Source organism: Bacillota bacterium, assembly GCA_013178415.1.
Taxonomy (GTDB): domain Bacteria; phylum Bacillota; class SHA-98; order Ch115; family Ch115; genus Ch115.
The window spans coordinates 58,160-77,975 of record JABLXA010000018.1 but is presented as its reverse complement, the minus strand read 5'-3'; the positions used below and the strand labels follow the sequence as shown (position 1 = coordinate 77,975).

At 51.4% G+C, this 19,816-nt stretch carries 19 protein-coding genes; 17 read left to right on the top strand and 2 right to left on the bottom strand.

What is annotated here, in order from left to right:
• Positions 1 to 298 precede the first annotated feature (298 nt).
• On the top strand, positions 299 to 964 hold the full coding sequence (locus tag HPY52_13465; GenBank protein NPV81258.1) for a phosphoribosyltransferase: 666 nt from the start codon (positions 299 to 301) through the stop codon (positions 962 to 964).
• 695 nt (positions 965 to 1,659) lie between these two features.
• On the top strand, positions 1,660 to 1,911 hold the full coding sequence (locus HPY52_13460; GenBank protein NPV81257.1) for a YkuS family protein: 252 nt from the start codon (positions 1,660 to 1,662) through the stop codon (positions 1,909 to 1,911).
• Between the two features lie 505 nt (positions 1,912 to 2,416).
• Here HPY52_13460 and yyaC read toward each other — a convergent pair.
• Entirely contained in the window at positions 2,417 to 3,034 is a 618-nt protein-coding gene (gene yyaC / locus HPY52_13455) for a spore protease YyaC (GenBank protein NPV81256.1), read from the bottom strand.
• 1,697 nt (positions 3,035 to 4,731) lie between these two features.
• Here yyaC and HPY52_13450 point away from each other — a divergent pair.
• From HPY52_13450 to HPY52_13385, 14 genes are all read left to right on the top strand, one after another.
• The gene (locus tag HPY52_13450) at positions 4,732 to 5,859 is read left to right on the top strand and encodes a hypothetical protein (protein NPV81255.1); all 1,128 of its coding nucleotides are present in this window, start codon (positions 4,732 to 4,734) and stop codon (positions 5,857 to 5,859) included.
• 128 nt (positions 5,860 to 5,987) lie between these two features.
• Complete coding sequence (locus HPY52_13445) at positions 5,988 to 7,388, top strand: hypothetical protein (protein ID NPV81254.1); 1,401 nt, start codon at positions 5,988 to 5,990, stop codon at positions 7,386 to 7,388.
• A 371-nt stretch (positions 7,389 to 7,759) separates the two neighbouring features.
• A complete protein-coding gene (locus HPY52_13440) occupies positions 7,760 to 7,984 on the top strand; it encodes an AtpZ/AtpI family protein (GenBank protein NPV81253.1) in 225 nt (74 codons plus the stop codon).
• Positions 7,902 to 8,357 carry a hypothetical protein gene (locus tag HPY52_13435; protein NPV81252.1) on the top strand — a complete coding sequence of 152 codons (456 nt, stop codon included), beginning with the start codon at positions 7,902 to 7,904 and terminating at the stop codon, positions 8,355 to 8,357. Before HPY52_13440 ends, HPY52_13435 begins: the two co-directional genes overlap by 83 nt.
• 281 nt (positions 8,358 to 8,638) lie before the next feature.
• Positions 8,639 to 9,307 (top strand): F0F1 ATP synthase subunit A, encoded by a 669-nt coding sequence (gene atpB / locus HPY52_13430; protein ID NPV81251.1) that lies wholly within the window; start codon positions 8,639 to 8,641, stop codon positions 9,305 to 9,307.
• A 272-nt stretch (positions 9,308 to 9,579) separates the two neighbouring features.
• Positions 9,580 to 9,834 (top strand): ATP synthase F0 subunit C, encoded by a 255-nt coding sequence (gene atpE, locus HPY52_13425; protein NPV81250.1) that lies wholly within the window; start codon positions 9,580 to 9,582, stop codon positions 9,832 to 9,834.
• 48 nt (positions 9,835 to 9,882) lie between these two features.
• Positions 9,883 to 10,377: a F0F1 ATP synthase subunit B gene (gene atpF / locus HPY52_13420; protein ID NPV81249.1), complete on the top strand. Its 495-nt coding sequence runs from the start codon at positions 9,883 to 9,885 to the stop codon at positions 10,375 to 10,377.
• Entirely contained in the window at positions 10,374 to 12,170 is a 1,797-nt protein-coding gene (locus HPY52_13415) for a F0F1 ATP synthase subunit alpha (GenBank protein NPV81248.1), read from the top strand. Before atpF ends, HPY52_13415 begins: the two co-directional genes overlap by 4 nt.
• A gap of 3 nt (positions 12,171 to 12,173) precedes the next feature.
• Positions 12,174 to 13,061 (top strand): ATP synthase F1 subunit gamma, encoded by an 888-nt coding sequence (gene atpG, locus HPY52_13410; GenBank protein ID NPV81247.1) that lies wholly within the window; start codon positions 12,174 to 12,176, stop codon positions 13,059 to 13,061.
• Between the two features lie 59 nt (positions 13,062 to 13,120).
• The gene (gene atpD / locus HPY52_13405) at positions 13,121 to 14,593 is read left to right on the top strand and encodes a F0F1 ATP synthase subunit beta (GenBank protein ID NPV81246.1); all 1,473 of its coding nucleotides are present in this window, start codon (positions 13,121 to 13,123) and stop codon (positions 14,591 to 14,593) included.
• 21 nt (positions 14,594 to 14,614) lie between these two features.
• Positions 14,615 to 15,085 (top strand): F0F1 ATP synthase subunit epsilon, encoded by a 471-nt coding sequence (locus HPY52_13400; GenBank protein ID NPV81245.1) that lies wholly within the window; start codon positions 14,615 to 14,617, stop codon positions 15,083 to 15,085.
• A gap of 158 nt (positions 15,086 to 15,243) precedes the next feature.
• Positions 15,244 to 15,984 (top strand): dTMP kinase, encoded by a 741-nt coding sequence (tmk, locus tag HPY52_13395; protein NPV81244.1) that lies wholly within the window; start codon positions 15,244 to 15,246, stop codon positions 15,982 to 15,984.
• Positions 15,965 to 16,726 carry an HAD-IA family hydrolase gene (locus HPY52_13390; GenBank protein NPV81243.1) on the top strand — a complete coding sequence of 254 codons (762 nt, stop codon included), beginning with the start codon at positions 15,965 to 15,967 and terminating at the stop codon, positions 16,724 to 16,726. Before tmk ends, HPY52_13390 begins: the two co-directional genes overlap by 20 nt.
• The gene (locus HPY52_13385) at positions 16,719 to 17,492 is read left to right on the top strand and encodes an amino acid ABC transporter ATP-binding protein (protein NPV81242.1); all 774 of its coding nucleotides are present in this window, start codon (positions 16,719 to 16,721) and stop codon (positions 17,490 to 17,492) included. Before HPY52_13390 ends, HPY52_13385 begins: the two co-directional genes overlap by 8 nt.
• A 38-nt stretch (positions 17,493 to 17,530) precedes the next feature.
• On the opposite strand, the gene HPY52_13380 is transcribed toward HPY52_13385, so the two are convergent.
• Positions 17,531 to 19,027 (bottom strand): proline--tRNA ligase, encoded by a 1,497-nt coding sequence (locus tag HPY52_13380; protein ID NPV81241.1) that lies wholly within the window; start codon positions 19,025 to 19,027, stop codon positions 17,531 to 17,533.
• 251 nt (positions 19,028 to 19,278) lie between these two features.
• Here HPY52_13380 and HPY52_13375 point away from each other — a divergent pair, with 251 nt between their 5' ends.
• Complete coding sequence (locus tag HPY52_13375) at positions 19,279 to 19,647, top strand: hypothetical protein (protein ID NPV81240.1); 369 nt, start codon at positions 19,279 to 19,281, stop codon at positions 19,645 to 19,647.
• Positions 19,648 to 19,816 lie beyond the last annotated feature (169 nt).

Below are 19,816 nucleotides of genomic sequence, written 5' to 3'. Positions count from 1 at the left end.
GTCGGGGATAGGGATCAATAGGCCATTCAAAAGCCTAGGAAATCCCGGTGACCCCTCTTCTGCAAGCATGATGTGTGAAAATGAGACAATGGGCTTGATAGACAAGGCAGTTGGCCACATTTGAGAGCTATCCTTGAGGGCATTTGCCACAACTACGATCCTGGATTGCAGACAGGACATCCTATGCGAGACTCGTGGGACTACCAACCTGAATCCCTTGCGCCTCGCATGGTCGGTAAATGTACCTACATATGAAAGGGTCGCCTCATCTTATAATATATCAGGAGGCAAGCAATATATGCTATTTGAGAATCGGAGCCAGGCAGGGAAAATGCTTGCGGATCGGCTCCTTAAGTTCAGGGAGCTTGACCCGGCCATCTTTGCGCTTCTTAGAGGCGGGGTTCCAGTAGGATATGAGATAGCAGAGCGACTCTATGCGCCACTTTATCCATTGTTACCACGAAAGTTAGGGGCCCCATCAGATCCTGAACTCGCTATAGGAGCTGTTGCCCAGGATGGCACCATCGTGCTCAATGAGGAACTTGTCGGCCATCTCAGGGTCACCGGGCAATATATACAGACGGCAGCGAAGCAGGAAATGAATGAAATCCAAGCGAGGCTTCGCAGGTATCAAAGATATTTGGGCAGCGATGATCTCTCAGGCAAAGTCGCAATATTGGTGGACGATGGGATCGCGACCGGATATACCATGCTTGCCGCCGCGAAATCTATGCGGAGAAGGAATGCTGGCTACATAGTCATTGCATCGCCGGTTGCGCCCCCAGACACAGCGCAGTTGTTCATAGATATAGCGGATGAAACCATAATACTTGAGACCCCAATGGCATTCCTCGCCGTCGGGCAATTCTATAGAGATTTCTCCCCCGTACTAGACGATGAGGTGGAGTCACTACTCGAGCGGCACGTTCAAAATAGATCAAGCTGGCATTCAGGCCGCGAATGATCGTGGTTATTATGCTGAGATGATCATGGGAGCGACATTGATGGCTTTCTGTGTATTCGCCCCGTCCTCGATATTAAATCCTCGCGGCAGCCTTACATCGTTAAATATTCCCATGAGATAATGGATAATCTAAATCATGGATGGCGGTGATACCGGATCGGCTTAGACCCACTGCATGTCGTTAGGTAGGCAGTATAAGGCCACGAACGGCCGCGCCTCTTTAGGACGGGATGAAGTTAAACGGGTCCAGGGGCGAAAGGCGATATCCTCATGGCGGTCGACCGCAGCACCTGCTTGGGCCCCTCAAATCGGTTTACGGGTGAAGGATGGGGCCCCGTGTTGGTATGAGGCCATTGGATTCGATGCGCTTTGGATAATCGGCCCATGATCCAGAGCCAAGGTTCGATTTTTGGGGAGGACCATGGCAAAGTAATGGGATTATAATTGATGGAAAAGTCTACGGCATCTGACCCCACTCCACTGGATGGCATCATATGCCTCCAGGGATATAAGGGCGGGCAAGGAACTGTTTATCATGTTCTGTAGGCCATATGATTTGGGACGGCAAGCTGCTAGAAGTGCTCCATGTTGTCCATAGCTTAATATCTCGTCCAGGCGAGATATCAGCCTCGTGAAAGTAGTATTAGGCCCTTCTGGCTATTAGGAATTGATTGGGAAGGATGGGATTAAAGGAGATGCAAAAAGGGATTGTCGCAGTTGCGGAAGGCTTGTCGAACATCGGGAATCTATTGGAGCGGGAGGGATATACAGTCGTAGGAATAGACGGGAACCTTAGGCGGGCTGATGTGGTAGTAGTATCAGGAATGGATATGGATATGTCAGGTGTTTCTGCAATCTCAACTGAGACACCCATCATCGACGCCACCGGAAAGCCTCCTCATGAAGTACTTCAGATAGTGGAAGATAAGATCCGCCTGAAAAGATAGGTGGAAGGAGGTAGGGCGGATAGGGCGCCTCTGGCGTGCCGATGGAACATATAAGGCGGTGAAGAAGAAGGATAAGACCGAAGCGGTATACACCCCCTGTCGATTTTGCAATTGTTCATCAGATCGGACGGGAAAAAAGCCTTAGATTCCGCTGCGGAATTCGCAGCAAGTGAGGGATCTCAGATTATGCGCTCAATGTCACCTTACCATAAGGGCCAGGACAAACCGGGGCATCCCGAGAAAGTCTGCCAAATGTATTGAGGTCGAGCGATGAGTTCGCGAATTGATCCTTGCTCCATTGAAGGATATGATGGCAGAAGCCAGTTATGGATTCATTGTGAGGTCCGGGACGAATTGCAGGGACTGTGCGGGGATGGCCTGAGAAGGGATGGCGTAAATCCCCCGCAAAGGAGGCGCGTCCCTATGAAATAGGGGCCAATGAATCGGTAAGATCCGGGTTTCAGAATCTCGCGGCCTTGATCATGGAAGATCGACCCTATAGAATCTAGTCCTCGTTTATGATATCTAGTAATACAGGCGCTATGCTACCTGCGATTACCCTTGCCATCCTGAAAACTAGACTCAATCGGGTATTTTGCAGAACCAGATACTCCATATAGCCCGCTATATTCACGATGCCGGTAATGTGTAGGTCCCCAACCGGGGGAAGAGTCTTATTCACGCCAGTGCCGGGCTTGACTGGTCCTCTATCCATCACTATGACCCCGACGCTCTCAAGTCTGCCAAGGCAGGCGTCGATGGCTATCATAAAGGGTTTCGGATGAATGCCCGAAATTTGCTTTAGCGTCTCAGAAAGATTAGCAGCATGGACCGGTTCATCCAATGTGCCTATAACATACCTGTCTGGGATTCCCGATTCAATTAGATGCGATCCGACCAACGGGCCCAGTGAGTCACCCGTTGACCTATCTGTGCCGATGCATATAGCTAATACTTCTCTATGTTTCCCCTGTCCAATGGCCCAGGTCAAGTGACCCCGAAGCGTAGATTGAAGAGTAGATGCGGCGTTTGCATCATCTACGTGAACACGAATATGGCTGCATGGTATCGGCGGCTTTGGGGAGGCGGCTGATTTATAATCCCGGGCCCGCAAAACGCTCATAGCCTGGATCCATCCTCGAACTGAAATATATACAGAAAACCATTAGCCTCGCATGACTACAAAATATACGTCCCGACACGGATATGTCCGGCAGGTGCTACCCCCAAATTTTTCTAAACAAAACCACAAAATGGGGATATGCGAAAACAAATGGCCACTTTTCATGAATGGACTCGTGGCCGAGGGCCTTTATCTACATCTTGAACCGGCCTGGAGCATCTAGACAGCAGGGAGTAGATGCATAGATTCGGAGCCGATGCGAGAGTGATATTTACTCATGCCCTGCTAGCCACGTGCATAACAAGTATATGAGTCATGGCCGATGAGTATTCACGACATCATGGTGATTTCAACGTCGGCCAGTTATCGCTGCCATCGAAGTCCTGAAAGGGTTGGTCATTGGCTGCTATCCAAGCAGACCGCATGCTGCTGGGACAGCAAAAGTAGATGAATAAAAATGGCAGGGGCCTTTTCCTGGATTTCACCATCCGTTCAAAGGGACGGGATACATCTATTGCTGGTAGGGGTGTCGCCGGCACTGTGGCGGCAGGGCCGTGGCACCGCAGAAGATGGGTCGATTGAAGCTCTGGATAGATGCCTAACTCAGACCTGGATCAGGCTTAGAACATATGCAGGATGTTGGCGGTAACGTATTGGTGCGTCTCTCGAACTTGATTATCCTTATGTCGTGATCCTGTTTCCTTGGGGGGCCAGCTTTTCCATGATCTGGCAGCACTGCCGATCCTATACGTACAAGAAGGACGGTCCCAAATGGCAGGGTACCAATCACCCACACGCCATCAATATAGCATCAACCTAATCAACCAGCCTGGAGAACACAATGGATTTTAGCGCCCACAGTCGGAACACGCCCGATAACGGCCCCGAGGAAGGAGGCGAATACACGTCGCACGTCGAACATAGATATCTTATGCAGACACTGTTAAACCTCTGCGGGGGTCGATTCCCTTATCCGATACTCAAGCTATGTGAGAAGTGCGGCCCGAGGAGGGACGGTGCGAACCTCTCGCGAGGGAGCCCTCCTCTATGAGGGAGGAATCAATGAAACAGCAAGGTCCGGGTTTCCTATTTCCGCGATATTAGTCATGGAGAGGTCCAAATAAAGTCCAAATCAGATAAAAGTATGTGATAGGATTCATTTTATTTCCCGGGAAATAAACCGAGATGTTTGCATGGAAATATCCCTGGGCGCAACAAAGCGCTATTTTCATCCCTTGATGGCGCGACAGTTAGCCGCCATGGCGGGCTGCCCCAAAAATGCACGCCGCAGTTTTCGTCATTCTGACGATGCCATCGTGGTGGCATGGGGGTTTGTTTCGACAGAAGCCAATGGTTATTTCTATTTGCCGTCGGTGGCTGTCATGTTATCATGGGGGGCCATCTTGAACAAACTATGGACATTTTCATTCTCTGATTGCGATGGCAGTCATCGGCATGAAGGGATGACGAGAGGCAATGCATAGGCGGATTGCCCGCCTTCTAAATTATGTAGCTATGGCAGTAAAAGGTCGCAATGTGGATCACGTCCAGAATTTGTCCGCGCCGCTCAGGTAGTGGGACTAATCGTAAGGGATCCTCATATATGGTCAGGTTTATATTAAATGGAGTTGTTCCAGCAGGGCATTGTCTGCCGGTGCAGAGATGGAGACATGAATGGAGAGGGACGAAGATCATCTATGAAGCGGCCAAAAATGTGGCCGTTGAACTGCCATAGGGTCAGGGGCATCGCGGGGTTGCCGTCTATACAGGAACTATCCCTTGCATCGACCTTCATAGGGGCGGTAGTGGGGGCGGGGTTTGCCTCAGGTAAAGAAATCTTTATATTCTTCAGCTCGCTTGGCCCCCGATCCATACTCGCCTCGCTCCTATCGACGGTCCTGTTTATGGTGGCTGGCGCCATTATCCTAGATTTATCAGCATTTTCTAGGCCACGCAACCTGTATGATTTCCTAGTGGCTGTCCTGGGGAAGCGGCACGCTACCGTTTGGAATGTGGCTATGTTGATATTCGTCTATGGGGGTCTTACAATCATGATCGCGGGCGGCGGGGCGGTGGCCTCCATCGAAAATGCCGCGGCTCAGGATATAGGAATTATGACTACCGCGGGGATCATTTGTTTCATCGTCTTATTAGGCGCCAAAGGGCTTCTACTGAGCAACCTGATAATGGTCCCAGTGATGCTGATAGCCATCATAGTGATTTCGATACGTGTGCTATCTGCTACCAGAGCCGGAATAGCGGCGACTTCCGCCCCATCCGTTAGCTCGATAGGTTGGATCACATCGGCTATCATATACACCTCGTATAATCTGGTTTTGTCGATAGGCACATTTGCATCCCTCAGCGATGATATTCGCGATTCCCGATCCGCATATAGAGCGGGGATTTTAGGAGGGCTTGGAATTGGATTGCTCATTGGCATGGTTAATCATGCCGTCTTGAGTGATGCACGCTGTGGACTAGAGTCCGAAATGCCGATGCTCGCCTTGGCAGGAAGAGTTGGCAAAATCTATGGAAAGACCTATCAGGGTATATTGTTCCTTGCGCTCATCAGTAGTGGGACAGCCGCCGCCTATACACTTGGCAAACAGCTAAGTAGATATCTTGGAAGCCCTGCAAATCTACTTGCTGTGGAGGTGACTCTCCTCGCTATACCTATTTCTAGACTTGGCTTTACGACATTATTGGAACATATTTATCCATTTATTGGTTCGGCTGGGGTTCCACTGATCTGCGCAATAATAGCGCGACATATTATTATCACAACATCCCCATTCTGGGTCTTCAGAATCCGCAGGAAATAGGTAGGTAGGTGGGCTACGAAAATGGAATATAGGGCGAATTCAAATGGGGGAAGCAGGAATCATAGCCTAGATGTTCAAAAGGAATAAGAGAGATACATCGTGCTCTGCGACATGCAGGAGGTATCAATTTGACGCTTCGGCGAATCGCAAAACGGCCATTTGTGCCAAATGGCTTACTGCTTTTGGGCCTACTTGCTTGCACGGGAGTTTTCCTGAAGTATTGCCTTTGGGAAGACATTTACCCCGGTATCACCTCTAAAGTGGTTTCATCAACTTATTCCCGCTCCTCCTTGCCACCCGGGGCCCGCATACTTGGATGTGAACTAGGTGGCCTCTCTGCCGACGATGCAAGGGAGAGGCTTCTGAAACTTGCTGCTATAATAGAGTCCGAGCCAGTCGTGCTAAGGTATGGAGGCCAGGAATGGCGTTTTGACCCTAAGGCTGCCGGGATCGATTTCGATGTCGAAGCCACATTGAAGGAGGTGCTCTCCGTCCGACGACAGAAGAGGTGGTATCATAGCATATGGCCGCATTCGGAAGACTCAGATTCGCCCATCAAAATCACACCCATCATTACTGGTAATACTGAGGCGATTCACCGCTATCTCTCCGCCATCGCACAAGGCATAAACCGCAGGGCCAGGAATTCCTATATCTTTATCGATAATGAGGACCATGTCCATGTAATAGGGGCAGAGCCCGGGCGCTATGTAGATCATGACAGGGCGAAATCGATGCTTGTGAATGCCATCCGATCCGTTCAGGGACGTTCCTTTGAACTTCCGATAATCCCTATAGAACCTGAGATAAGCACTCAGGAAGTTCAGTCCTTGGGAATAGAGGTCCTTCTGAGTTCATACATTACTCATCTCAATGATTTGGCCAGTGAAAGATCGCATAATGTGCAATTGGCATTGCGCGCCATCGATGGTACGGTGCTGGCCCCCGGGGAGGAGTTCTCCTTCAATGCGCTAGTCGGCCCTAGAAGCCGGGATGCCGGGTATAAGGAGGCCCCGGTCGTCCTCGGTGTGGAACTGGTTCCAGACCTCGGCGGCGGCGTATGCCAGGTTTCATCGACCCTATATAATGCCGCGCTGCTGGCCGGGTTAGAGATTTCGGCCCGGTCTCATCATTCAATAGTCCCCGCCTATGTGCCGCCCGGACGGGATGCCACGGTGGCCTACGATTACCTGGATTTACGGTTTCGGAATAATCTGAGCCATCATATCATGGTGGTGACGCGTCTCGAGGGAGCTAAAGTAATAGTGAAGATATTTGGTCACCGAAAAGACAAGAAGCAGACTCGCATCGAGACGGTGATCGAAACTGAGATTCCTCCCGATGTAATTGAAAAAAACGATGATAGCCTGCCTGAGGGCTCAAGGGTAGTGGAGGATCAAGGGGGGAATGGGTATGTGGTTTCCGTGTGGCGGATTACCGAAGAGGGGAATGAAGTTAAGAGAGAATTCATTTCACGTGACAGGTATAAGCCACGCCCGATGATCATTAGGGTCAATAAACCTCTATAGGATGTCAGTTCTGATTGCGCTGCGTGGCCCCATGATATTAGGTGAGAATCAGTGATGCAAGTGGAATGAGGGAATTGGAGATCCTTGACAGCTCGAGACCACGTGTAGTACACTTGATTTACTGGACACAGGATGAAGATCGCCGGATCCCATTTCCATTTAGGTGCGGGTAAGAGGCGGACTGGCTTCTGCGTCACAATTCCGGTCCGGCCCCGGAGTACCTGTAGTTGATAATGCGATGCTAGGTGCTAGCAGCTCATACGGTGCCGGAACCTTTAGCGAGGTGCGGATTGGGAGATTTAAGATTTGATCCTGATCTAATCCGAGCCCTTAAATTTTATGGGACTATAGGATTTAACCTTGCCGGTTCCATGATCCTGGGTTTTATTGGCGGCCAGCTCCTCGATGCCAAATTCGGCACCAGGCCAATCCTTGCCGTTTTGGGATTTCTTATGGGTGCAGCTTCGGGCTTCTGGGGCGTATGGCGGTTAGCCATGAGGGATTTCATCAAAGATGACCGTAGAAAAAGGGCAAGACGGACATCCCGCCATTCTGAAATTGCCCGGGATCGTAACCGGGAAGGTGGTCAGCAATGAGCATGCATTAGGCGATTCTATAGGCTGGGGTCTCAATCTGGGGGAGGAATTTGATTTGCAGTTTATGCTTGCATTCATTATCGGCATTGCCCTGGCGATAGCAGACTACCGGGCTCTGCTTTTCTCAGCAAATAGGGCGATTGCTCTGCGACCAGCACAATCCGTTAGGTTCATGCGTTGGTCTTCGGCCGCCAGACTATCGGCACTGTTCATCTTCCTGGCTATTGGCGCAAATCTCTTAGGTCCGAAGGTTTTTACCCTTTTCGCATTTACTTTTGCCATTGCCCGTACCTGGCTTGTAGTGAATGCGATTCTCAGTCATAATAGGTCCCAACATATGGCGCACGGGCACAGAGTGCATACCGTATCATAGGAGATGGCTGGTTGTTCCGGGCAATCCCATGACGGAATATCCCCAGTCGGCAGGACGATATTACCGCGGTCCGATAACACTCAATGATCAGGGGTGTTGACGCAAGGCTGACTCCGTAGTATCTTTGTAGGAGATCGGATATTCCAGGTATCGTGGGTATTTCTTAGATTGATGGAGTTTCCATGCAGAGCGCAGATGCAATATTCTGGATCTCCATATACTCGTAGAGAAATACGGTTTGATATATTGATGCCTCGAGCTATGGCAAAGGTGGCGGTATCATGAAGGAGTCTCCAATCCGTGGTCATTGGATGGTATACATTGGCCGCATGGGGCTTCATTTTGACACAGTGATCATGACCTGGGTCGTGATGGCTATACTCATAATCATGGCCTGGCTTGCTACCAGGAAAATGCGCCTTATACCGTCAGGCTTTCAGAACCTCTTGGAATGGGCGGTCGAAAGCCTTCAGGCTCTCATAAGGGACAATATGGGCGCGGCTGCGGCCGTTTGTTTTCCGGTATTGGCAACCCTATTCCTGTTTATTTTGTTTGCAAACCTTATTGGGCTGGTCCCGGGGCTCTCATCCCCCACATCAGATATCAATGTCACCATTGGGCTTGCTGTTGCTGTGCTGGGGTTGACCGTCTACGCTGGAACCAAGACCAAAGGTCTTAAAAAGTATCTTTTGAGCTTCATAAAGCCGAATCCTCTTTTCCTGCCATTGAATATATTAGAAATGTTTACACGTACACTTACACTAGCCTTTCGACTCTTCGGAAATATCTTTGCTGGAGATGTGCTCATCGTCATTCTCGGCAGGTTAGTCATGTTTTTTGTGCCTATGCTAGGTCAGGCATTCCATGTCTTCGTCAGCATTTTGCAAGCATACCTATTCTTTATGCTGGCGACAGCATATATTGCCGTTTCTCTAGAGGAATCGGACTAGAAGCTTGCAGGATTCCAGGTGTTGCCATTCTGAGGGGTTGCAATTTTCCCTGATAAGAGTCATAATCTTTGGCGTGTATATGCGTTAGGCGTATACGCACATATAGCCCTTTATGCTCCTGGGCTTCGCTTTAATAAGTTATGCGTGAGGGCTCTTATGTTTTGGGGCGCCATATCCCATGGTTGTATGGCTTGGGATGGCGTCAGGGGTCGCATCTTGCCATCCTCGTGCTGGTGACGGCGATCCGGAGAGATCGGAGGGGAAATCACATGATGACAAGTGCAGTGATACTAAAGTTGGCCTCTATCCTAGCGGCCTGCCTGATAGTCTCGGTTGCTGCCATAGCAGCCGGATTCGGAGACGCGCAGGTGGCGGGCAAGGCCGTGGAAGGCATTGCCCGGCAGCCAGAAGCCAAGTCGAGCATATTCTCAACTATGCTGATCGGAATAGGCCTTGTGGAGGCCACGCCTATTATCGCGCTTGTGGTCGCATTGATATTGCTCTATGCAAATCCGTTGTTAGGGTAATAACAATTCGATGCGCAGATGACTTGACCGTGGTGGGAAGTGAATGTCGTGGTCAATTTAAACCTTACAGTTATAGCGACAATATTTAATTTTCTGCTCCTGACTGCGATTCTAACGGCCATTCTTTATAAGCCGATCACAAGGTTTATGGCTGAACGCGCCCAACGCATCCAGGATGATATGGCAAAGGCGGAGCAGGACCGCTCCACTGCACAGAAGCTCCTGGAGGAATATCAGCAGAAACTCGACCAACTCCAAAAGGAGATACATGACCGCCTGGAGGATGCTGTCCTTCAAGGTGAAAAGGCCCGCGAGGACATCGTAAAGGGTGCCGAAGAAGAGGCTCGTCGAATCCTGAGCGCCGCTCAGGATGAGGCCGTCAGGTTGCGACGCGATGCTTGGATGAAGCTAAAGGAAGATATTGCTGACCTTGCTACGGCTGCCTGCCTAAAGGTGCTCGAGGATAGACCGGGCCAGGATTATGAAGAACAGATCAGGCGTGCCCTGGACAAGATAGTTGATGCTGGTGGTGTTACCCGATGATGAACAATTTGGGCGCCCCTAGGATGGCAAGGCCGGTCAAAGTCAAGGTTTGCACAAAGATCTCTGCAGCCCTCGAGGAGTATATCAAAAAGACCCTCAGGCGGGAATTTGGTGAGGAGATCGACATTTCCATTGAGGTCGATCCTCACATTCTTGGCGGTATATGTATCCTGGTGGGTGACCAATTGATCGATGCCAGCACGCGGGGCCGTCTCGAATATATTGATAGTTCCCTCAGGGCCGCTGAAATCCCGGAATGGCAAGAGAATGCAGATGCCAGTGTAATTGTGAATCGACTCAAGGCGGTCTTATCCTCGCTGGATCTAGCGCCCATTCGGGAGGAAGTGGGCCTCGTCTCCTCGGTAGGTGATGGGGTAGCCAGGGTCAGCGGGCTTAGCGACGCTCTCATAGGTGAAAAAGTATTCATCGGGCAGGGTATCCCTGCTGAAGTGCTCGATCTCGACGAGAGGGAAGCTGGGTGCATACTTCTCGGCCCATGGGATGAAGTGGGCGAAGGAGATATGGTGAGATGCACCGGTAGAGTAATTGATGTCCCGGTCGGGCCTGAGCTCATAGGGAGGGTAGTAAACCCCCTTGGTGAACCACTCGACGGAAAGGGGGCCATAAAGACCGCCCGCAGACGGCCTGTGGAATCGCATGCTCCGGGTGTTATCGAAAGGGAGCCGGTCAGGGTCCCCCTGGAGACGGGCCTAAGGGTCATCGATGCCCTTATCCCTATTGGCCGGGGTCAGCGGGAATTGATCATAGGTGACCGGCAGACCGGGAAGACAGCCATCGCCATTGATGCCATTATAAACCAGCGGGATAAGGGAGTCATCTGCGTTTATGTAGCCATTGGGCAGAAGGCATCGACCATCGCCCAATTGATCAAGACTCTGCAAGATAAGGGCGCCATGGATTATACCCTGGTAGTGGTCGCCTCCTCCAGCGATCCTACACCCTTGAGATATATTGCGCCATATGCGGGATGCGCGATGGCGGAGGAGTTCATGTATTCGGGCAAGGATGTGCTCATCGTCTATGATGATCTTTCGAAACATGCCGTAGCGCATAGAGAGCTTTCATTGCTTCTCAGGCGGCCTCCAGGAAGGGAGGCTTATCCTGGCGACATATTCTATGTTCACGGACGTCTCCTTGAGCGGGCGGGAAAGCTTACATCCGACCTGGGTGGCGGTTCGATGACGGCGCTCCCGATTGTGGAGACCCTTGCAGGGGATATTTCAGCATACATCCCAACCAATGTGATTTCTATAACCGACGGCCAGATCTTCACCGAGGCAGATCTCTTTTTCGCCGGCGTGAGGCCTGCAGTGAACGTGGCCCTCTCTGTGTCCAGGGTTGGTGGCGATGCCCAGCTCCCGGCAATGAAGCAGGTCGCAGGGCCGCTTAGACTCGAGCTTGCCCAATATCGGGAGCACGCTGCATTCGCCCAGTTTGGAGCCGACCTAGATAGGGCCACAAAACTCCAACTGGCTCGCGGTGAGAGACTCATGGAGGCGCTCAAACAGAAGCAATACCATCCCATGGCTATGGAGGACCAGGTGATTTTTCTGTGGGCTATGGCCTCTCCCGGGATAGAGCAACTTGCTATCGAGGACGTCCACGAATTTGGTTTTGAGGTGATACGAGGGGTATCCCAAGATTACCCGGGGCTAATCAGGAAGATCAAACAGGGGAATAGACTCACACCCGAGGAAACCCAACTCATTAAGGATCTTGGGGCTAAAGTAAGAGAGCGTTTTGCGAGGGAGAGGCGGAAGAAGGCTAGTTGATCCATGGACAATCTCAGGCAAATCAAAAAGCGTATTCGAATAGTGCGGGAAGTCCGACATGTTACCCGGGCCATGAAGCTGGTTGCGGCAGCAAAACTCAGAAGCGCCCAGGAACGTGTACAGGCTGCCCGGCCATATGCCCGGAAAACCAGCGAAGTATTGGTGGATATTTGCTCAATGATGTCTAGCCCTCCCCATCCATTTCTGCAGGAGAGGCCGGTACAGCACGTGGGGCTGGTGGTCATCACGTCTGATCGCCGGTTATGTGGGAGGTATAATCAAGATATCCTGGAGCTGGCCATGCGGGAGGCCGCCAAATTTGGCGGTCCGGAAAAGGTGTTTATCATCGCCGTTGGCCGGGTGGCGCGTGATTTCTTCAGAGCCCACGGATTTACCGTTAAGGCCTCTTATGAAAGGTTATCTAGCCGTCCGACTTTTGCCTGGGCGGAGAATATAGCTGATAGAATCGGAGATTTTTATACGGCTGGGATATTCGATCGAGTGTATCTTATATATTCTAGGTTCCACTCTGCTATGGAGCAGGTTCCAAGGACGTTCCAGTTGATCCCGGCAAAACCCTCGGCAGAATTACAGGCATCCTCTCCTGAAGCCGGGGGCGTTCGCATCAGGATATGGAATCGCGATATCCAGCCGTCAGCCTTAGATGTCATTGATCGTCTCGTTACCAGGTACATGCAGGCTGCCGTTTACAGGGCACTACTTGAGGCTGAGGCCAGCGAGCGGGGGGCTCGCATGACAGCCATGACTACGGCGACCGATAATGCGACCGAGATGATAGAGAAGCTCTCAACGGCCTATAATCGGCAGCGTCAGATGGTTATTACCCGGGAAATATCGGAGATAATCGCCGGGGCTGAGGCTGTCCGTTAGCAGAGGAGCAGCCGGCGAGGAAGGAGATGGATACCGCCGCTGCACTGGGGCGGAGTAATATGGCTATTTTAGAACGAGCTATAGATTCGATTCATTTTAACAACCATGATGAGACCGCGCGAGGCAGGGTAGTTCGAATAGTCGGTCCCGTAATAGATGTGGAGTTCCCAGAGGGCGAACTGCCTCCCGTCAGAACTGCTGTAGAAATTCTTCGTCCACAGGGAACCATGCCAGGTGGTCAGAGGGAAGTACTCCTGGTCGGAGAGATTGAAAGCCATATTGGACGTGGCCGAGCGCGATGTATAGCATTATCAGCCACTGAGGGTTTGAAGCGTGGACTACCTGTTCGAGCCACCTGGGAACCAATAAAGGCTCCCGTAGGTAAAGTCATACTTGGGCGCATCTTTGATGTTCTTGGGAGACCCATCGATGGATTGGGACCAGTCGAAGCCGAGAAGTATGAATCTATCCATCGGGTTCCGCCTGACCTCGAGGAGCAGGCAACTGACCTAAAAATCCTAGAGACTGGGATAAAAGTGATAGATCTTCTTGCCCCATATCCGCGGGGCGGCAAGATCGGCCTGTTCGGTGGGGCTGGGGTGGGGAAGACAGTCCTCATCATGGAACTGATTAGGCATATCGCCACGGTGCATGGTGGAGTATCGGTCTTCGCGGGAGTTGGCGAAAGGACTAGAGAAGGGAACGAGCTATGGCACTCAATGGTGCAGTCTGGCGTAATGGATAAGACTGTCTTGATATTCGGCCAGATGAACGAGCCACCGGGCGCGAGACTGCGAGTTGCCCTTGCCGCCCTCACAATGGCTGAATATTTTAGAGATGAGGAACACCAAGATGTGCTGTTATTTATAGACAACATTTTCAGATTCATACAGGCTGGCGCCGAAGTGTCGGCGCTTCTGGGGCGGATGCCGTCCGCTGTCGGCTATCAGCCTACCCTGGCCACTGATCTCGGGGAACTCCAGGAGCGCATCACGTCTACCAGGACAGGCTCTATAACATCCATACAGGCGATTTACGTGCCTGCGGATGATTATACAGATCCAGCGCCTGCAACGACCTTCTCACATCTGGATGCAACCACGAATCTGGATAGGAGTATAGTAGAACTTGGCATCTATCCGGCGGTGGATCCTCTGACTTCCACCTCGCGCTTTTTGGAACCGTCCATCGTGGGGGAGGAACACTATGAGGTGGCCCGGGCGGTTCAGTCCATTCTGCAGAGGTATAAGGAACTTCAGGATATAATTGCCATCTTGGGGATGGAGGAACTGTCGAGCGAGGATAAACTTGTTGTGGCGCGGGCAAGGCGTATACAGAGATTTCTGTCGCAGCCCTTTTTTGTCTCTGAGCAATTTACCGGCATTCCTGGCCGGACGGTACCCCTTGCCGAGACAATTCGCGGATTTAGGGAGATCATCGAGGGACGCCATGATAAGCTGCCTGAACAGGCGTTTTATATGGTCGGAACCATAGATGAGGCGGTGGCTAAGGCGAAACAACTGGGGAATTGACCCTCCCTGGAGGTGGACGCTTTGGGTGGCGAAGGAAAAAGGAAGATACAACTCGATGTGGTCACTCCCGATAGGATAGAGTTTTCTCGCCGGGTTGACAGCATTATAGCGCCTTCATGGGATGGATATATTGGTATTCTTCCGGGGCACATGCCCCTTATCACCAACCTTGAGACTGGTGTTTTGACTATCTATGATGGGGATGAGGAGATCCGCATGGCGGTGCGTGAGGGTTTTCTCGAGATAACACCGACGAAGGTGGTCGTCTTGGCCGAGGCCGCGGAGATGCCATATGAGATTGATGTGGAAAGAGCATTGGAGTCAAAGCGCCGTGCTGAAGAGATCTTGGCAAAGAGCACGGAACATGTTTCCCTGATCCGCGCCCGTGCCCGCCTACAAAGGGCGATGACCAGGCTCAAGGTCGCTTCTGATCGGAAAAATGGTCCCGGCAAAGGTGTTTCTGAATCCGAATACCCTCGAAGCATAGAGTAAGGATAATTCTAACCGCCAGAGATGGCCTGAGGCGAGGTCCGGGGTTGATCCAAGGGGCCCTTGCGGTATAATAGGGAGTGTGACAGCCTGGCCATTTTGGCATTAACTGACTAGTTAGTCGCAATCCCAACAGGATTTTCAGTGAGGGGGCGACCTTGGTGATCCGGGGTAGATTTATTGTCTTTGAGGGCATTGATGGGTCTGGGGTCACGACTCAGACATATAGGTTAAAAGAATATATCAAGAAACTCGGCCTGCCGGTTCACTTGACCAAGGAACCTACAGATGGGCCGGTAGGGGGGCTCATCAGAACGGTTCTCGCCAAAAGAGTTGGTGTTCCAACTAAGGATGGTAAGCTCCAGAGCCTTGATCCTGCCTGCCTCGCGCTTTTATTCGCCGCTGATAGGATAGATCATCTGGAGGTTGATATCCTACCCAAATTGGAAAATGGCGTGACCGTCATCTGCGACAGGTACTATCTGTCATCATTTGCCTACCAGTCATTATCAGTGGACTATGAGTGGATAAAGGCCATAAATTCAAGATGCATCATGCCAGACTTGACTATCATGCTCAGGGTGCCTCCCCTGGTGGCTGAAAAACGGAGGCTTCAGGATAGGTGGCATGTGGAGCTTTATGAGGAGACGTCAAAACTCGAACAGGTTGATCAGAATTACCTAAGAATCATAAAGATCTTGCAGCGAGAGGGTCATAACATAGAGATTATAGATGGAAACCGTCCATTAAAGGATATCCACAGGGATGTGGTAAATCTGGTAAAACCCTTACTGGGGCAGACTAGGGGCGCGCGAAACAGGGCCAGAGATTCGGGGCAACCGCTTCCCATGGGGTTCGTTGAGAATGGCCAGCCAGAGGGAAATGCGTCCGATGAAGGATGAGGAGCAACCGGCGATGGCGAGAGATTCTGTAGGACTATTTAGGTATAGTCGACTTGCACGATTGAAGAATATCATCTTTGATCTTGATGGGACTCTTGTGGATTCGAATCCTGGGATCCTGAGAGCTCTCAATTATGCATTGCTCAGCGCTGGATATGAGCCATTTTCCGAAAATGATGTAAGACACCTGCTGGGGTATCCTTTGCACCGCTTCCTTGATGGTCGCGTGCGAGAAGAGGACATGGAGCGAGTGGTAATTGCCTATCGCGATTATTATAATAATGTACAATGCAAGAATACCGCGGTCTTTCCCGGAGTACCAGAGGCGCTCAGGCGACTTAGGGAGGCCGGCCTGAAATGTGCCATCGCCTCCAACAAGCCCAGGTATTCCTCGATCAATCTCCTCGATGCGCTTGACATCCGATATCATTTTTCGGTGATAGTGGGTGCTGATTGCGTTCCTGCGCCTAAGCCCGACCCCGCGATGATCCTCCAGGCTCTCAGCGATCTTGGAGGTACGCCTGAGGATACAATATATGTGGGCGATTCAGTGGTGGATATCTTGGCTGGCAGGGATGCCGGACTTGAAGTCTTCATTCTTTTAAATGGTGAAAGAGATTCAACATATAGTGATAAATTACGAGGAGCGACAATGATTCTACCGGAAATTGGAGAGCTTGTAGATCTTGTCCTTGAGCATGCAGATATTTATGAAAGAGAAAGGGTTGCTTCCAATGAATAGAGGGCCCGGAGCGGCCGCAGCGCGGGAGATATCCCGACCTGAGATCTTGCGAGCGGTAAATATCAACAAGCGTTTGGGGACGCTGCATATTTTAAAAGATATAAGCTTTACTGTCTATAGTGGAGAAGTTGTGGTCATCCTGGGAAGGAGCGGATCGGGGAAGAGCACATTACTCAGATGTCTGAACTACCTCGAGACAATAGACAGTGGCGAAATCTGGTTTGAAGGTAAGAAGATAGACCCGGTAAGGACCAATCTTCAAAGGCTTCGGGAAAATATGGGTTTCGTCTTCCAGCATTTTAATCTATTCCCGCACCTGACAGCCCTTGACAATGTCACTCTGGCCCTTAGGGTTGTAAAGCATATGAATCCGGGTGAGGCCGAGCACATTGGAAAAGCGGCTCTGGATCAGGTAGGCCTTGGTGCCCGAGCCCATGCATATCCGGATCAATTATCCGGCGGGCAGCAGCAGAGGGTGGCAATCGCCCGTGCGCTTGCCATGGACCCCAAACTGATGCTTTTTGATGAACCAACCTCAGCATTGGATCCCGAACTCATTGGCGAGGTTCTCCGGGCTATGGAGGCGCTCGCTGAGAGAGGCATGACCATGGTTGTCGTGACACATGAAATGGGCTTTGCCCAGAGAGTCGGGGATCGGGCGCTTTTCGTGCATGAGGGGCGTATCTTGGAAGAAGCGACCCCGCAGGAAATGTTCAAAAATCCCCGGACTCCTGAGGCTAGAAGCTTTATTCAGTCCATCTTATAAGGCGATGGCGCTCAGCCAGGTCCCTCTGCTATTCGCAATCAATATGCCCTAGCAAAATAGACTACCGGGCCTTTTGTTTTATTACACCTGATACAGGTAGCCTCGCCCGCCTGGTTGTTCAGCGGGATGCATCTTATGGTGGCGCCGGTCTCGGCTTTTATGGCGGCCTCACATTCATGGCTCCCGCACCAGCCGGCTTTTATGAAACCGGGCCTGGTATCGAGGAGAGTCTTGAATTCATCATAGGTCTGCACCTCATGTGTGTTTTCATCCCGGAATCTCCTGGCCCTTTCATACAACCCCCCGCGGATCTCGTCGAGGGCCTTACCTACCGCATCCACCAGTCCCTCCTGAGGGGTGGATCTTTTCTCCCCGGAATGCCGCATGACAAGAACGACCTGGCCAACCTTGAGGTCCCTAGGGCCAAGCTCTATTCGCAGGGGAACACCGCGGAGCTCCCATTCATTGAATTTCCATCCGGGTGAAAATTCCTCTCTATCGTCGACACGCACCCGGAATTGCTTGGATAACTGCGATGCAAGCTCATGTGCCCGAGCCAGAACAGCATTTCTGTCCTTTGGCGGCATTATAGGGACGATGACGGTCTGGATGGGGGCGATATCGGGAGGAAGGGCGAGACCGCGGTCGTCCCCATGGACCATTATCAGCGCGCCGATGAGTCGCGTGCTGACGCCCCAGGAAGTCTGCCATACGTGCTTGAGCTGATTGTCTTCATCTAGAAAAGTAATGTCAAAGACTTTCGCGAAGTTTTGCCCCAGATTGTGGGAAGTGCCCGCCTGAAGTGCCCGGCCATCGGCCATCAATGCCTCAATGGTGTATGTGCTTACCGCGCCTGCGAATTTCTCACTCTCGGACTTGCGGCCGGAAATCACGGGGATGGCTAGGTCATGGGTCACAAAATCAGTATATACTCCGAGCATCCTGAGGGCTTCCTCCTCAGCCTCCTGACTGGTGCGATGGGCAGTATGCCCCTCTTGCCACAGGAATTCGGAGGTCCTCAAGAATGGCCTCGTAGTCTTCTCCCATCTGACCACATTACACCACTGGTTGATCAATACAGGCAGGTCTCTGTATGACTTGATCCATTTTGAATACATGCTGCAGATTATGGTTTCTGATGTAGGACGCACCACGAGCTTTTCTGTTAGTTCCTCCTGACCGCCCCTGGTCACCCACGCGACCTCGGGAGCGAACCCTTCCACATGCTCGCTTTCTTTGCGCAGCAAGCTTTCGGGAATGAGAAGCGGGAAATACGCGTTCTGGTGGCCGGTGGCCTTGAAACGGGCGTCTAGAGAACGCTGGATATTCTCCCATATGGCATATCCATAGGGCCTGAGAACCATGCAGCCCTTAACAGGCGCATAATCGGCGAGTTCCGCCTTCAGCACGATGTCTGTATACCATCTGGCAAAATCCTCTGACCTTGGCGTAAGATGTTCTACGAATTTCGTTTCTTCCCTCAATTCGGCACCACCCCAATTCCTAGAGCCATATCCCCGGGCGGGTTGGCCCATAATGGTCTTTTTATCAGTTATTGTAACACGTTTCAACAAGGAATCCGCGCCGATATCTGGAATATATCATGTAGAACATGAAATTTCAATGTAACTATCACCCCGGGTATAAGAATTCATGCCTCTGCTGCTGCCAGGACCTGGCCGGGACGGAGTCGGATCCCATGCATGGCGGACTGGATATACCGCCGGAAGACGAGGCGGCTGAGGTTTGATGTAAAATCACCGATTTTTGGAGGTTGGTGAGGACTGTGGGAATCTTTGCAAAGCTATTCAGTTCCGCATCGAGTAAGCCTGCGGAATCAGGAAAGGGTCTGGCTGTAGCGAATGATCGCAATGCGGTCTGGATCTATGTCAAATGTAAGAAGTGTGGGGAGATAGTGCCGTTGAGGCTGCGTAAGACAGATGAGATTCAGAGGGATTGCGACAATGTATGTTCAGCCCCGGGCGCGGTGTTCTTTGTCCATAAGGAAGTCATGGGCAAGAGCACAAAATGTTTCAATAGGATGGATCTCTTTGTTGAATTCGATTGTGCATATCGTGTAGTTGGGGCCAATATCACCAATGGTGAGCTCGTTTCGCGTGAGGAATACCTTAAGCAGACTGAATCTGACTCATAGAATAGATACGATGTCTTAAATCTCAACGCGGCTCGAGGCACCTTGCGCCGCTGGTGATGGCTCGCACAAGGAGGATCTCGAACCTGGCGAAAAGGGGGGACAGACGCATTTCTGCCCTTCGCTGATGGTGGGCGCCCGGTTGCGATGGGCTGAAAAACAGACCGGCGCC